Source organism: Parapedobacter luteus (assembly GCF_900168055.1).
Classification (GTDB): domain Bacteria; phylum Bacteroidota; class Bacteroidia; order Sphingobacteriales; family Sphingobacteriaceae; genus Parapedobacter; species Parapedobacter luteus.
In genome coordinates this window covers 785,216-799,322 of record NZ_FUYS01000001.1, presented here as the reverse complement: position 1 = coordinate 799,322, position 14,107 = coordinate 785,216, and the positions used below count along the sequence as shown (strand labels likewise).

The window sequence follows — 14,107 nt, the reverse complement described above, 5'->3', positions numbered from 1 at the left end:
GCAGGCGCTGCGCGGGGAAGACCTCACCGTCTTCGGTGACGGCTCACAGACCCGTTCATTCTGCTACGTGGACGACCAGGTGGAGGGCATCTACCGCCTGCTGCACAGTGATTACCCTTATCCGGTAAACATCGGTAACCCGGATGAAATCACCATCAAACAGTTCGGCGAGGAAATCATCAAGCTGACGGGCACTTCCCAGAAGCTGGTGTACAGGGAGCTGCCGGTAGACGACCCCAAGCAGCGGCGGCCGGATATCACCAAGGCCAGGGAGCTGCTGGGTTGGGAACCCAAGGTGGGCCGTGAGGAGGGGCTACGCATCACGTATGCGTATTTCAAATCCTTGCCGGACAAGGAAATCGAGCACAAAGACTTCACCTACTATAACAAACGGTAACCCATGCGGGCATTACGTATGCCTCATCGGTGAATGGCAAGCTGTCGGCTCCACTTTTTTACCTTTTTTATCCTATTGATAACATGCAAGGGAAAAAGGATGCCGATAGCCCTTTTGAAATAGTAAACACCATTCCGGGGATCGAATTCAGTAAAGTCATTGGGGTCGATATTTTCACCATTTAACAGCGCCGCCCAGCGCCGAATAGATTTTTCTTCGTTAAAATAAGTGATCATTCGTTTCCGGCCGGTCTTGCCAAACTGAATGGCTTTCTCTTTATGTTCCAAGATATAGGTGATGGCCGATAAAAGCTCCTCTTCGTTTGCTGCTAAAAGTCCCCCGCGTTTGTTTCCAACAACTTCTAAAAGCCCTTCGGCTTTGCCTCCGATGACTGGAACCCTCAGACTCATTGCTTCCGCGGCAGACACACAAAACGTTTCGGTTGACCCATGTGCCGTCGCATTTGGGTTGACGACTACTACGGTACTTCGGCTTATGATGTCATAAAGCACTGTCTTAGGCACGCTGCCTTGAAATGCTACGTTCAGTTCCTTCGCAGATTCCCTGCTTCCGCCCAGTGGTGCTAAAATCCTGCGTTCGTATTCTTCTTCTGCAATCCCGTGAGGCCCAAGTTGCTGTGTTTTTCCGTATAAGCCGGGCGAACCGCATACGTTAAGTATATACGATGGAAAACGCCGGTGCACCTCTGGCCAAACATCCGCTAGATGGTGAAATCCCTTGCTTGCTTTCAGTGCACCGATATAGGTAATGAATGTTTCCTTGTGCTTGGTAGGATTCACCAGATAACCCAATCCGATAGCGTCTACAAAATTCAGAATGGTGACGGTTCGGTTAAATAGCGGATGATGAGCCATATTATAACGTTGCACATTGGAAACGCTGATAAGTTTATAGAAAGCGGGGCAATGATAGGCCTTAGTCATCCAATCAAACGATGGCGAGCAATGGGCCCAAGCGATAATTTTTGTGTGGTTATGTTGAGCGATTTGGAACAATCGGTACTGTACCAAATCTTCTTCGGCATTAAATACCAAAAAGTTGATCTGATTATTGTTGCAATAGTGATAGGCATCAATCAGGTCCTTGACTAAAACGATGGCGGTTTTTTCTTTCTGGCTAACGGGTTTACTGGTCGAAAGGAGATGTACGCCTTTATGTACACCGGCCAACTTCGTGTAAACCCGGAGCGATATACCATCGGTACCAGACAATGCCTGTTCGGATACATTGAGCGACCATTGGCGGCCAAGCCGTGCGGAATCAAAGAAAAAAGCTGCTTTCATGTCGTGCGTTAAGGATGTGTTAATGTGTCAATATTTAATAGCATAAACGTTTTCACTATACGATTTTATGGATGTGACCATTCGCGAAGCAACTCGCTCCATAGTAAAATTAGTCTCAAATACGTGTGTTGTGGCGACGGAAATAGCTTGTTTTTCTCCTTGGTTTAGGTTAAGCCAACGCTTCAGCATGTTGTAAACCCCCTCTCCTGTGTCCGTATCGACCAACCCCCCGCCGCCTTCCACGACTTCCCGCCAGATGTTTACCTTATCGCTGATCAATACCGGTTTTCCACAAGCCATAGCTTCGACAATGGCAATGCCGAAATTCTCCTGATGGCTAGGCAATACAAATAGCTCGCAGTTGTATATCGCGCCCCATTTGGCTTTGCCGGTCAGCATTCCTGTAAAATGAATGCGCGGATTATCTTTCGCCAGTTGAAGAATATATCGTCCGTATGGCGTATTAAGGCCCGGCCCAGCTATAACCAAATTAGGAATATCTACATATTCCGACAACACCCTATTATAGGCGGAGATCAGCAAGTCGACCCCTTTCTTGGGTACTATCCGGCCAAGAAAAAGCCAATAAGGTCTATCCGGTAATGCGGAGGGCATGGTTGATGAGTAAACGGGTGGAAAAGGGATTCCCAAACCCACATTGAATGTAGCTTTGGGCCTATAACCTAAAAAGGTTTCCTTCGCAAGGATCTTTTCCTGCTCACAAGTAAAAAAAAGTCCGTCGGATTTATTGATTAAGTTTTTCTCAACTAAATGCCAGACGAAAATGTTACGGATTGCCTTAAGGCGTCGCCCTCTTGCTTGCTGGAAATAGGGATCCAGCATACCGTGTGGCATGGTGAATAACAGCGGCTGGGTTTTTTGCGAGGTACTAATCGCCTTCACAATGGCATAGCTTTGATATTGCCACAAACCATGTACGATGATGACATCGTATTTCTGTAGATTAATCGTTATCCATTTCAATAAATCTTTATGGTATTTCCAAGCCGATTTGCCGGGACTGAGCGCGTGCACAACATAGGGTTTGTTTCTAATATAACTCTCGAGAGGGTTATCCAAACATAAAACCTCTTGTTTTACGCCCTCATTTTCGGTTGCAATTATAAAACTATGAACTGCGGTAGCCACGCCGCCACTTTGCGGGTCGAGCGTGGAAACTAAATGGAGAATGTTCACTGCTGCTAAATTTTTAAAGGTTTATTTTGGTTCGCGTTGTCTACCTATAAAAAATCCGTAATCGACGCCACGGAATTTCTCGTTTGATTTTCAATGGAATACCTCGAAATTTCACGAGCCAGCTGTGGGTTTTCCGCCGTAAATACGCTGAGCAGCTCCTTTGCTTTGTTCTCCGAGCTGTTCTGGTGCGCCCACTCCCAGCATTTTCGCTGAAGTGATGCGTATTTTTCCTTATCCAGTCGATTGATTTGTCCCATCAAGTCATCATAATCGTGATATACAATACAGTTAACTCCTGCTTTCAGCCCATGAGGTGCACAGGTATGGGGCTTTCGGTCTAAGTCTTTAAAACAAATCACGGCACCGTTTGCAGCCACTTCATAGTGCCGCAGGCAGTCCCATCCTGCGCGCATGGTCGTGATTCCGAAACGGGCGTCTTGTAAATCCTGATAATATTCGATTTCGCTTTGGAAAGCATAGGTGGTGGTGGACCCTGATATCTTATCCGCCAGTTCATTGTCGACTATGTGTTTCGGGAAGTCCTTTTTCTTTTCGGGGAGCTGGCCGACAATTTTTTCTTCCGGCACACTAAAGGAAATCGACCGAAGGTTTTTAGCTGAAGGTAACCTTCTTCGTACCGGAGCCGGTAACAAACGTGCCGCCGCATTGAAATAAGTATCATCCGTCCACTCTCGTTTAAAATAAAGAAAAGGCTTATGGGCCTTCGGAAGAAACCAATAATAAGGTCTCCGCCACCAGCGCCCGCGGGCCGGGTAGGGCTGCGAAGTATCTAACCCATCCATGATAATCGTATTCCGCTTCGTCAACCATGGTCGGAAGTGCACGAACAAGCCAAACTGACGTTGTATATCCCCGAATATAATGAGATCATAGTACCCGTTTTGGAGTTTGTACTCAATATTAAACCGATCGATAGGAATGTCATCCAGCAAACCCGTATACAACGTAAACCCCTTTCCCCGCACTTGTGACAGCACATTGTCCGGGCAATTTTGGTAAAGTATTTCGCATTTTGGATAATCAATACAATCGTCACCAAAAAGTGCACGCAGGCCGATTAAGATGCCATCACCTAAATAATCTTCGACGGCACTGGTAAAAAATAAAATCTTCATTAGAATAAATTGCTTGTGGATGATTGTTTGTTTTAACTGTATCAATTGGCCACTACGTTATGTTTCAAATGGCAAAGAAGCTTACGTAAGCTGGACTTTCGGCAGCTCATGCAGGTTTCATAGCGAAACGCGGTTTTGGTTTAGTTGTAGGAATGTTGTATGAAAGCAAGCCTGGCCAGATCTTGCTTATCAGGCGTTATGTGCTATTTTTTAGGAGGGTGAACAGCGAATTTATGTACCTTCTGAAGTAATTCGTGGTACTTGCTTTTCCAATATTGTTCGTTGAACTTTTCCGTTGCTTTCAACGCTGTCTGAGGGTTCAAACGATTCTTTTCGAAAACGCTGCGGAACTCATCATCAGAAAAAAGTTCAGGAAACTCTTTCGAAAAGTCATATTTAATCGCATAGCCAATCTTGAAGATGATTTCAGAGCGCAAATGGGGCTTATCAAACCAGTTATAAATCGAGCGCCTGTCTACATTTAACAAACGGGCTAGCTCACTAATGCTAATTTGATGAACCCTTATAACACGTTCTATCGTTTTACCATGGTGTTTTCCGGTCTTCATAAACGTTGGTTTTAATTGTAATAGGTACTTTACTATGATAAAAAAAGAACAGTTACCACTAGTAAAATTTAGCTTGGACGATCGGCGTTAAAAGTGAATGGCGAATTCAGCAATCAGTGGTACGCCAAAATTGAATAGTGATCTGCAAACACCGGAACTGTATAATTGCTCGACTTGGTTCAGCAGCATCTCATTATATTTTTCCAATAATGCGATGTATTTATGTTCCCAGCGATCTCCGCTCCGGTCTAAGGCCGCGGTTTTTTCGGGGTTCCGAAGGCATATCTTTTTACTGAACTCCTCGGGACGAAAAAGTTCAGGAAATTCCTTTGAAAAATCATACCTAAGCGCACATCCAATCTTAAAAATTATTTCCGGTCGAATCCTTGGCATGTTAAACCAATTATAAATAGACCTTCTGTTAACATTCAAAAGCCTGGATAACTCGCTTATATTAAAACCATTGCTGCGAATAACGTGTTCCAAGATTTGACCATAATGCTTTTCCATGTCGTATAACAATTAGAAATGTGTTGCAGAATTCGTCAGAAATACCCTTTATTTATTGATTGTAAGGCAAATTTATCTCTTTAAAAATACACATTACGTTGAAAAAATAATGTTTCGATTAATAAATATAACATAACCCAACGCAATTTGACGATTTATTTAAACTACTGACCGAGCTGATTCGGGCATCAATCCAAAGAACGCGTCCTGTTGCCGGATTAGTTGGTCGATGAATCGGCCCTCTGGCAACAAAACATCATCATAGGTAAGTACTCGGTCTTTTGGCACATCCTTCCTAAGTATGCAGCCTTCAGCTGCGCCGATAGGAAGATAACCTTTTGCAGCCCGGGCTGGGGTGTTCTCACAAAGGCCATACGTCATGTAGTGCCCGATACCATCCAAGATGGATCCGGCTGTCAAATCGATTTTCGCCGCCGCCACGACTTCTACATGAGGTTTGTTCATCGGTTTCAGGGTAGCGTCGTTGAACAGCACCGCCCTTGCCACCGTGTTCGGCACCTCGAAATGGCAAAGGTGATAGGGCGTATAAAACAAGTACAGTGGCCCTTCCCCAAGCTTATAAAGATGCAGATAATGTTGCTGCATGGGATGGTCGTGCGTGCCTAATACGAACACGCCAGGACCTGGTTCTGCACCCACCACGTAGTCCACTATCCCTTCTCCGGCCAATAATTCGTCTAACGGAAATAGGCCGACTGCTTCTTTTAGCGAGGTGCCGGCGGGCACCGTAGGGCCAAGCATCCCCAGTTTTGCTACACGCATACCTGTACCATTGGCAATGACGGCTTGTTCGAAGGAAATCTTGCTGCCGTCTGCAAAAGAGGTGACCATGGCCGGCTTCTGTCCCCATTTTTTAGCAAACCCTTGTTGGGTCGTTGGATTGCGATATGGATCATGGAGCCCCTTGATATTGCCACAGAGTACGGGTTTGACTCCGATTCCTTTGACAAAACGATATAGGTTCATGGTTACTCCCGGTTGATCGCCATCCGCATTGGTGTATACGACGCCAGTACGTTGGGCAAACACACTTAAAATAGGGCCCACGGTACCATCAACTTCAGCATTCATGGAGACGACGTGTTTTTTGTGCTTGATGGCCGTGAAGATTACCGTTGCCGCAAATTCAACGGTTCCTGTTACTTCAATGATTGCATCGATTCCTTCGGCCTCGCATAACAGTAACGCATTATCAGTAACCGCAGGTTTTTGCTGTGCAATTAGTTCTTCTACCTGCCGCACCGTACCGGCCTCATACACAGCTGGAACTCCCGCCAATGTATACGCATTCCTGGCCTTTTCAAGGTTTCGGTTGGCAATTGCTACCAGCTCCATTCCAGGTGTATAGCGGCAAATCTGAAGAGCTATGCCCCGGCCCATAAAACCGGCGCCTATCATCGCTACTCGAATGGGCTTACCCTCGCTTTGACGTTTTGCTAAAGCAGTATCTATAATAATCATCGTTATAAACTTTATTCAGTTAAAGATTTTTATTCCATTGAAAAAGGGCATGCGCCTGATCTTTTTCAGAGATAACAACTGGATTTATGGGCCATTGAATTCCAAAGACGGGGTCATCCCAACGGTAGCCCCGCTCATGGCCTGGCGTATAAAATTGGCTCACTTGATAACAGACATCGGTATGGTCTTCCAACGAAATAAAACCATGAGCAAAACCTTCCGGAACATATAACATCCGGTAATTTTCGGCTGTTAATTCGACGCCAATCCAATGGGTAAAGGTTTCCGAATCTTCTCGCATATCGACAATAACGTCATAGATAGCACCCCGCGTGCAACGCACCAACTTGGCTTCTGCATAGGGAGCTGCCTGCAAATGCAAGCCGCGGAGTGTGCCTTTTTTTTTGTTAAAACTGAAGTTCGTCTGTACAACCGTGCTGATGAGTTGGTGTGCGGCAAATTCCTTTTGACAATAGCCCCGGGCAAAAAATCCACGCTCGTCTTCAATGGGGTTTATATCGACAATGTAGGCACCTTTAAGCTTGGTTTCTTTGAAAATCATGATATACTAAATTGGTTTCAAATCTGGGTGGGTTATGATTTGTCCATGTTAAGTCGGCGTTTAACCTTTCTTCAATCTGTAACTTGTTCAACACGCGCAAACGGATAAGGGGCGATTGATAAATATCATAGCTTTTGAAATCCAATGAAACAAGTCCTTCCACGAGTTCAATAATCGTTTCTTTCAAGGTGAAAACAGGTTGATGATCAGGAGCAAGCTCGGCAAATTTATCGAAATTAACCCGATACGATCGTTTGTCGGGCACAGCGTCCGAATTGATACTGATAGTCGTGTCGGGGATGATGTTGGCGACAGCTTGGGCCAGCGCCTTTACCTGATAGTTCCAGGCATTGCTCCCTACGTTGATGGCAAGGAAATCCCCTCCATTTGTCGCAGGCCTACAGACTGCCCATTCGATTGCCCTGGCCATATCACTGACATGGATAAGCGGACGCCAGGGGCTTCCATCGCTCATGATTTTAATGTGCCTTTTTAGCACGGCGTTGGCTACAAAATCATTCAAGACAAGGTCTAACCTAAGACGGTCACTCATTCCACAAGCAGTTGCAAAACGAAGGGAGGTGACCGTAAACTGTTCATCCGCCAGAGACGCTAAGGCTTGCTCACTTTGTACTTTAGATTGCGCGTAAGTTGTGAGCGGATTAAGGTCGTCCGTTTCCACTTTATCTGCACCATCGGCAAAACCATAGATGCTGCAACTGGAAGCAAAAACAAAATGACGCACCCCTGCTTGTTTCGCCAACGTCGCAATGGCAATGGTCGCGCGATAATTGACATCAAGTGTGACATCGTGGTAGGCTAATCCCATGGGGTCGTTAGAGATGGCTGCCAGGTGTACAACGGCGTCAATCGCCGTTAGCACATCCGGCGACAGCGATCGGACATCTCCGAAGATTTGCTGGTTGAGCTTGCATTCAGGCAATACGTCGGCATTGGTTATGCATGAGGCGAAGTAACCCATGTCATAGCCAATCAACGTCGCTGTCGGAAATGCATTTCTGAGCCGATAAATCACACCCGGGCCGACATAGCCCATGTTTCCTGTAATTAAAATGTTCATATTTTTAGGATTTAATGTTATCAACAGCTGCGTACAGGAGTTTCTTGGCGATGTTCTTTTCCAGCGATTCTACATGCCATGGCGCTACGCCTTTTTCCCACAGTTCCTCAAGCACGTTCTTATCGCGGAGGGTATCCATGGGTTGCCAAAAACCAGTATGCCGATAGGCAGATAATTGTCCTTTGTTGGCCAAATACTCAAGCGGTTCACGCTCCCAGACGGTGTGGTCTCCTTCTATATAATCAATGACCGAAGGTTCGAGCACAAAAAATCCGCCATTGATCCAAGGCATCTCATGCCCTGCTGGCTTTTCATGAAATGAGGAGATCTGAATGTCTTCGGCTCCTAAATTAAATGCACCGAATCTTCCTGGCTGTTGGACTGCCGTCAGCGTGGCTTCTGTACCGCAAGCTTTATGGAATTTTATCAGTTCATCGATATCGACATCGCTAAGCCCATCACCATAGGTCATACAAAAGGTCTCATCACCGATATATTCCCGTACCCGTTTAAGCCGCCCTCCCGTCATACTGTGGTAGCCGGTATGCACCAAGGTGACGCGCCAGGGTTCGGTGTCCTTTTTATGCACTTCGAGGCTATTTTTCGCCAGATCAAACGTTATATCAGCATTATCAATATAATAATGCGAAAAATACTCTTTGATAACGTGCCCCTTATGCCCACAGCAAATAATAAAATCATGAATACCGTAGGTCGAGTAGATTTTCATAATATGCCACAGGATCGGTTTGCCACCGATCTCTACCATCGGTTTGGGGCGTATACCACTTTCTTCGCTGATACGGGTACCAAAACCACCCGCTAGAATAACTGCTTTCATTAGTACTGGATTTAATTAATCACCTATATTTATTGGTTCTTTCCGCGTGTGCACTGTTACACGGCGGTTTTGCGACGCTATTTTTCAAGAGGTGTCCTGCTCTGTACCCGCAAAATACGGAGCGCGCTTCGGTAGGTCAGTTCCTGTTTCCTGTTGAAGAATACGTAGATGAGCCCTTCGAACAGCATCCGCCACTTGGGCCAGACAATTGAACCGCGTGTGTTTATGAATGTGCGGATAAAGGCAAACTGTCCATGTAACATGCTTCGAATCCCCGTCCTATAGAAGCTGGCACAGACCTCCTGATTAAAATAATTTACCAAACTCCGTTTCTCGATAGAAGGCGTCAACCGGTCGATTAACAGCTCGTATACCGTTATTTTTTCTCTCAATGCTTCACATTTCCGATTCATGTAATGCGTGGCCGTCCCGTTATGCTGCCGTACATAAACGATGGGTACTTTCTGAAAACCTATCGCAACGCTTTCCGAAGCCCTCAACCAAAACTCAAAGTCCCCTACTGTAGGAAGTCCTTGGTCGAAATACCCCTTATCCGCGATCAATCGGGTACGCACGGAAATATTAGACAAGTTGCCAACAAAATTGCCAAAGACGAAAAACCATAAGTTGGCCATTTCCGGGGTGATGACTTCGGGAAGAAACTTGTTTTTTAGTTTGGTGATCCGCGAATCGGACGGGAGCTCGTCCGTAAAGCACGCAAAACCCACTGCCGGCCGCCCATCCCAAAATTGGACAATTTGCCCGAGCGATTTCGAATGTATAAAGTAATCGTCAGCACATAAAATCTGACTAATCGGGGCCTGCGCCTGTTCGAACAGGAAATTTAAGTTTCCCATGATTCCGAGATTTGTCGGCTGTTTGAATACCCTGATACGCTCGTCATCCAATGTATCCAAGTACGCTCTTGTTCCGTCAGTAGACCCGTTGTCACTGATCAATAGCTCCCAGGAATCGAATTCTTGCATCAGCACGGAATCCACACACTCCCTTATATAAGGGAGCCCATTCCATACGGGTGTAATGATAGAAATAGTCGGAGAGCGTTTCTGCTTGTGCATATGAGATTTAATAAATAGCGTTCAACGTCAGTAGAAAGATCTATACAATGTGGCGATAAATGGTCTCTATACAGTTGAGTGCAGCATTTGTATTGAATCGCTGTGCGTTTTCAACACAATCAGCCACGATTTTCTGGTAGTCTTCCTCGTTCAATTCCAGTACGCGTTCGATTAGCCTACCTGCTTCAAAGGCCCAAATTTCAGCTTCTTCAGGATGGGATGGCCGCCTGGGAATGTAGATACCTGCTTGAGCGGCAACTTCTGTCATAGGTGCCTGATTGGTTGTTATGACCGGACTACCACAAGCCATGGCTTCGGCAATGGGCCAACCAAAACCTTCGGCCAATGAAGGGAATAGAAAAATCTGGGCGCCGGCATACACAAAGACCAATAGCTCGTTATCTACGTCGGACATAAAGTAAATATCCCGTTTATATGGCGACCGGTTATAGGCATCAGCTAATCGACTGTCAGGTGTGGCACCGACCATCACCAAAGGCAATTTACGTTTGGTAAAAGCGCGCCAAGAATCGTATATCTCCAACACCCCTTGCCGGTTTTTGTACCAGTGATTGGAGCCAACGTGCAGCAGGTAACCGCTTCTCAAGTTACGCCCCAGTCGCCTTCCCAAAATAAGCCGGGCGAGTTCTTTATCAAAAGGCTGATAGTCCTCGTTGAGCCCATTGTAGACAACTTTTGAAATAATCGGATCTTTCCTCAAAAACCGGTGAAGGTCATTACGTGTCTTCTCCGATACGGAAATAAAGTTCTTGCCCATCCGGAAGCCACGCCTAATGTAAGCTTGCAAGACTTTCCCGGTAATACCCGTGGGATTTTCCTTGATTTCTCCAAGCGCCGACTGCTGCGCTAGGAAATCGTGGCAATGGATGACGTGGGGACGTTTACGGAGCAAGGGCACATAAGGTCCAAGGGCCTGATCTGTAAAAACAAATAGGGTATGCTTAGGGCATGTCTTTAGGCGCCTTTTAATCGTTATCGGAAAGACGAGGTATTGATCAATGTATCCCAACCATTTTTTCAGTAAAGGGTGCCTGGTTTGCCTGAAGAAGAAATCATCAGCAGTCCAAACTTCCACATCGTGGCCTCTTATTTCCATACCGTCTTTAAGTAATTTAGTGTACTGCGCTATACTTCGATAGCCCAAAAAAGTGGGATGCGCTACCAGTACAATGTCCATATCGTTAAGTTGATAGATTAGCGACTCAATACATCGAAACCCGCCGTGTCCGTGCCTCACGCAGAAGATAAAGAATATGCCTATAGTAAGACAGGTTGTAAATCGACGTGGGACAGGATTTCTTTGCAAATCATCTCGTTGCCAAGCCCCAGTTTTCGAACTTTCTCCGCGCCGGCCTGCTTAATCCGCTCCCTTAAGGTATCGTTTCGCAAAAGGTGTTTACAGATTAAGGCACAGTCCTGTGCGTCAGACCAAAATACAGCTTCTTTCCCCGGAAAATACATTGCGACATGTTCGGGCGTTCGCTCGGCACATAATAACCCTCCCGCATAAGGTATTTCAGCCGAGCGAGTGGTATGTTGGTCGCGATTGCCTTTGGAAACAAAGCCCAGGCAGATCTTTGCACCCTGAATCGCAGCCACATAATCCCTACCGCCAAGCGCGGCTCCTCGGTAATACGGTTTTAGCCGTTCCCAATAGGGCGATTTCGGCCATCGATTCCCCCAAATGCTGACGGAGATATCTTGTTCGATCAGCGTACATAAAAATCGGTCACGGTTTTCATTTTTCATCCATGTGCCTATAAAGGTCACATCCGAGCGGTATTTTGCGGGAATATCCGCAGGATTGTCGAAAGGCCTGTGTTCGATTTCGTCATAACTTCTATACACGCGAATCACCTTCTTTGCTCCTAAAAGCTTGCATTCCCGTTCGGTCTCTTTCCGTACAACCACCACCAAATCGTAATGGCGTATTGCTTTCAATAGCGTCTTAAACCGGCCTTTGTCCCGGCGTCCCGTAGGGTCGTCAATATTGTAAAGGATGACTGGGCACTTAAACGATTTTAGTAATGAGAGACAAGAAACGCCAAAAAGTTCGCCGCTGTCTACCCAGACGATATCATACCTTGTTGTATCTTCCAGCAGACGGCGAATCCATTTTTTGAGCTGCGCCTGCAAGGCACGATATCCTGTCCGGTAATGAATGTAGTTGAGGACATTCGATTGTAGCGACCGTTTCACAGCATCGAACGGATTGACAATCCGAACATGATACCCCAAACGACGAAGTGCGGTTGCGCGATGGGCTGAAGTAGAAAAGGGATCATTGTCACCTAAGTATAGTATCTGTATCATATGGAATTTATTTCGACATAAATAGCTTGTGTACCATGTTTGTGAGATGAAAAAGCATAAAATAAAGAACCATCAGTTGGAACCAACCCCTAACCAGAAAAGTAGCGAGGGAGATGACACTTTCTGAAGGAAGAAATAGGAAAACAGAAGTGATATTCAATAACGCACAAAGGCTAAATCGATGTTCGATGTAAACATAGTCCGTTGGATGATACCCTGCCAAGTAGTTCTTTACATACAAGATATCGAGCAAGAAAAAAACAGGAACAAGTAAAACGCCGAATACCAAAAGATAAAACCAACCGAAGGCCGCAATACCTGTACCTGACATGTGGCCGGCTAAAAAGGAACCCAAATATATTGGATTCTTGAGAACCAGGTAGCGCAGGTAGTCACCGTACGACATGCCGCTTACTTCCGTTTTGTCGACGTTGATACGTAGTAGGTTTAGAAAAGGCTGCGGAAGCTCCGCCCATATTTTATCGAGCGAAAACTCCAGCATGTTGTTTTCTTCCTGCTTGACCCGAGATGCGAGCACAAGACTCATGTCGTTGAATTTTAAGTTACAGAAGCGGGCGAGAAAAATATTGTCCAAGTAATACTCATCCCATTCCTCCAGTTCATTGAAGTCTTGGGCCTCGTCGCGGAACGCTGCTATGGCCTTATAGTCCTGTACGGCCTCCATAGTTTTCATGATAAGCTCATGGCGGGGTATGTCATTCCGTTCACCGCGAACCAGCACCATAGCGACCCCCAAATCGGATATCGGGCCGGTAATCAGCCAGACGCCTAACACAACAATCAACACATTCTTGAATGTCAATATTTTAAATTTATAAATACCGAGAAGCAACCCCAATGCGTAAGTAAAGCCTATCGCCGTGAATCCCATCATAAAAGCACCACGGCTATTTCTTCCCATACTTACCAGGAAAAGCAAGAGGGTGAAGATTGCCAGCATGAGTATAAAATAGGGCGGGTTGTTTTTTGTCTTTCCATAAAGCCTTCCAAATGGAATGGCATATGGCGCATAGCTGAAGGGCATTAAACCCTGAATAACCCTGTCGGCAACACTCACATCAGCACCTTCCTGCGAAGAAATAAAAAATACGCTGTACGCCATTGCCCCTAAACCGACACATCCCATAAGCCAGATTTGCAGATTAGAAGGCGGTGTAAACCATCCGCCCTTTGCCAGTAGTTTTACACCCTTGGAAATCGCCGAGACCTTTCGGTAGGTAAATGTCCGGTAAATCGCGTGCGTCAGGATAAGGACACATAGCTCCGCCAAGCTATGGAAAAACACCTCGTAAGGAAGAAGCAAATTAAAAATCAAGGACTTCCCTTCGATAAATGTAAAAACAACAGGAAAATAAAACTGGGTAAGGGCGAAGGCAATGACCAAAAAGGACGTGAGCGGATATCCCCGCAATATAGCGGGTTTGAAATAGATTGTTGTAATCAATATCCACGCTAAAACTGAGGCGGACAACGCGCTTAAGTTTTCGAAGCTTGGATAAAATGATAGTTGTAAAAAAACAAATAACGCCAATACACCCCATGACCAAGCGGTAAGTTGGTGTAAAAACACGTCGCCTTTCAACAAATAATAATA

14 protein-coding genes are annotated in these 14,107 nt (G+C 45.7%); 1 reads left to right on the top strand and 13 read right to left on the bottom strand.

The window, feature by feature from the left end:
- Nucleotides 1-397: GDP-mannose 4,6-dehydratase (locus B5X72_RS03210; RefSeq protein WP_139378501.1), on the top strand; the 397-nt coding region annotated here is incomplete at its 5' end.
- A gap of 23 nt (nt 398-420) precedes the next feature.
- On the opposite strand, the gene B5X72_RS03205 is transcribed toward B5X72_RS03210, so the two are convergent.
- The 13 genes from B5X72_RS03205 to B5X72_RS03145 all read right to left on the bottom strand — a co-directional run bounded on the left by B5X72_RS03205 (nt 421) and on the right by B5X72_RS03145 (nt 13,957).
- Nucleotides 421-1,701, bottom strand: coding sequence for a glycosyltransferase family 4 protein (locus B5X72_RS03205; RefSeq protein ID WP_079715365.1), 1,281 nt, complete (start codon nt 1,699-1,701; stop codon nt 421-423).
- Nucleotides 1,702-1,728: 27 nt separating this feature from the next.
- The gene (locus tag B5X72_RS03200; RefSeq protein WP_079715364.1) at nt 1,729-2,898 is read right to left on the bottom strand and encodes a glycosyltransferase; all 1,170 of its coding nucleotides are present in this window, start codon (nt 2,896-2,898) and stop codon (nt 1,729-1,731) included.
- A 44-nt stretch (nt 2,899-2,942) separates the two neighbouring features.
- Complete coding sequence (locus B5X72_RS03195; RefSeq protein ID WP_176146074.1) at nt 2,943-4,034, bottom strand: glycosyltransferase family 1 protein; 1,092 nt, start codon at nt 4,032-4,034, stop codon at nt 2,943-2,945.
- Nucleotides 4,035-4,237: 203 nt separating this feature from the next.
- A complete protein-coding gene (locus tag B5X72_RS03190) occupies nt 4,238-4,603 on the bottom strand; it encodes a hypothetical protein (RefSeq protein ID WP_079715363.1) in 366 nt (121 codons plus the stop codon).
- 87 nt (nt 4,604-4,690) lie between these two features.
- On the bottom strand, nt 4,691-5,113 hold the full coding sequence (locus tag B5X72_RS03185) for a DNA-binding transcriptional regulator Fis (protein WP_176146073.1): 423 nt from the start codon (nt 5,111-5,113) through the stop codon (nt 4,691-4,693).
- 159 nt (nt 5,114-5,272) lie between these two features.
- Nucleotides 5,273-6,595 (bottom strand): NAD(P)H-dependent oxidoreductase, encoded by a 1,323-nt coding sequence (locus B5X72_RS03180; protein ID WP_079715362.1) that lies wholly within the window; start codon nt 6,593-6,595, stop codon nt 5,273-5,275.
- Nucleotides 6,596-6,614: 19 nt separating this feature from the next.
- On the bottom strand, nt 6,615-7,157 hold the full coding sequence (gene rfbC / locus B5X72_RS03175) for a dTDP-4-dehydrorhamnose 3,5-epimerase (RefSeq protein WP_079715361.1): 543 nt from the start codon (nt 7,155-7,157) through the stop codon (nt 6,615-6,617).
- The gene (locus B5X72_RS03170; protein ID WP_079715360.1) at nt 7,132-8,238 is read right to left on the bottom strand and encodes an NAD-dependent epimerase/dehydratase family protein; all 1,107 of its coding nucleotides are present in this window, start codon (nt 8,236-8,238) and stop codon (nt 7,132-7,134) included. The genes rfbC and B5X72_RS03170 overlap by 26 nt, the downstream gene beginning before the upstream one ends.
- A 4-nt stretch (nt 8,239-8,242) precedes the next feature.
- On the bottom strand, nt 8,243-9,079 hold the full coding sequence (gene rfbF, locus B5X72_RS03165) for a glucose-1-phosphate cytidylyltransferase (protein WP_079715359.1): 837 nt from the start codon (nt 9,077-9,079) through the stop codon (nt 8,243-8,245).
- Between the two features lie 77 nt (nt 9,080-9,156).
- Complete coding sequence (locus B5X72_RS03160) at nt 9,157-10,158, bottom strand: glycosyltransferase family 2 protein (protein ID WP_079715358.1); 1,002 nt, start codon at nt 10,156-10,158, stop codon at nt 9,157-9,159.
- Between the two features lie 40 nt (nt 10,159-10,198).
- The gene (locus B5X72_RS03155) at nt 10,199-11,356 is read right to left on the bottom strand and encodes a glycosyltransferase (protein ID WP_079715357.1); all 1,158 of its coding nucleotides are present in this window, start codon (nt 11,354-11,356) and stop codon (nt 10,199-10,201) included.
- 80 nt (nt 11,357-11,436) lie between these two features.
- Nucleotides 11,437-12,492: a CgeB family protein gene (locus B5X72_RS03150; RefSeq protein WP_079715356.1), complete on the bottom strand. Its 1,056-nt coding sequence runs from the start codon at nt 12,490-12,492 to the stop codon at nt 11,437-11,439.
- A 7-nt stretch (nt 12,493-12,499) separates the two neighbouring features.
- The gene (locus B5X72_RS03145; protein ID WP_139378500.1) at nt 12,500-13,957 is read right to left on the bottom strand and encodes a hypothetical protein; all 1,458 of its coding nucleotides are present in this window, start codon (nt 13,955-13,957) and stop codon (nt 12,500-12,502) included.
- Nucleotides 13,958-14,107: the final 150 nt, after the last annotated feature.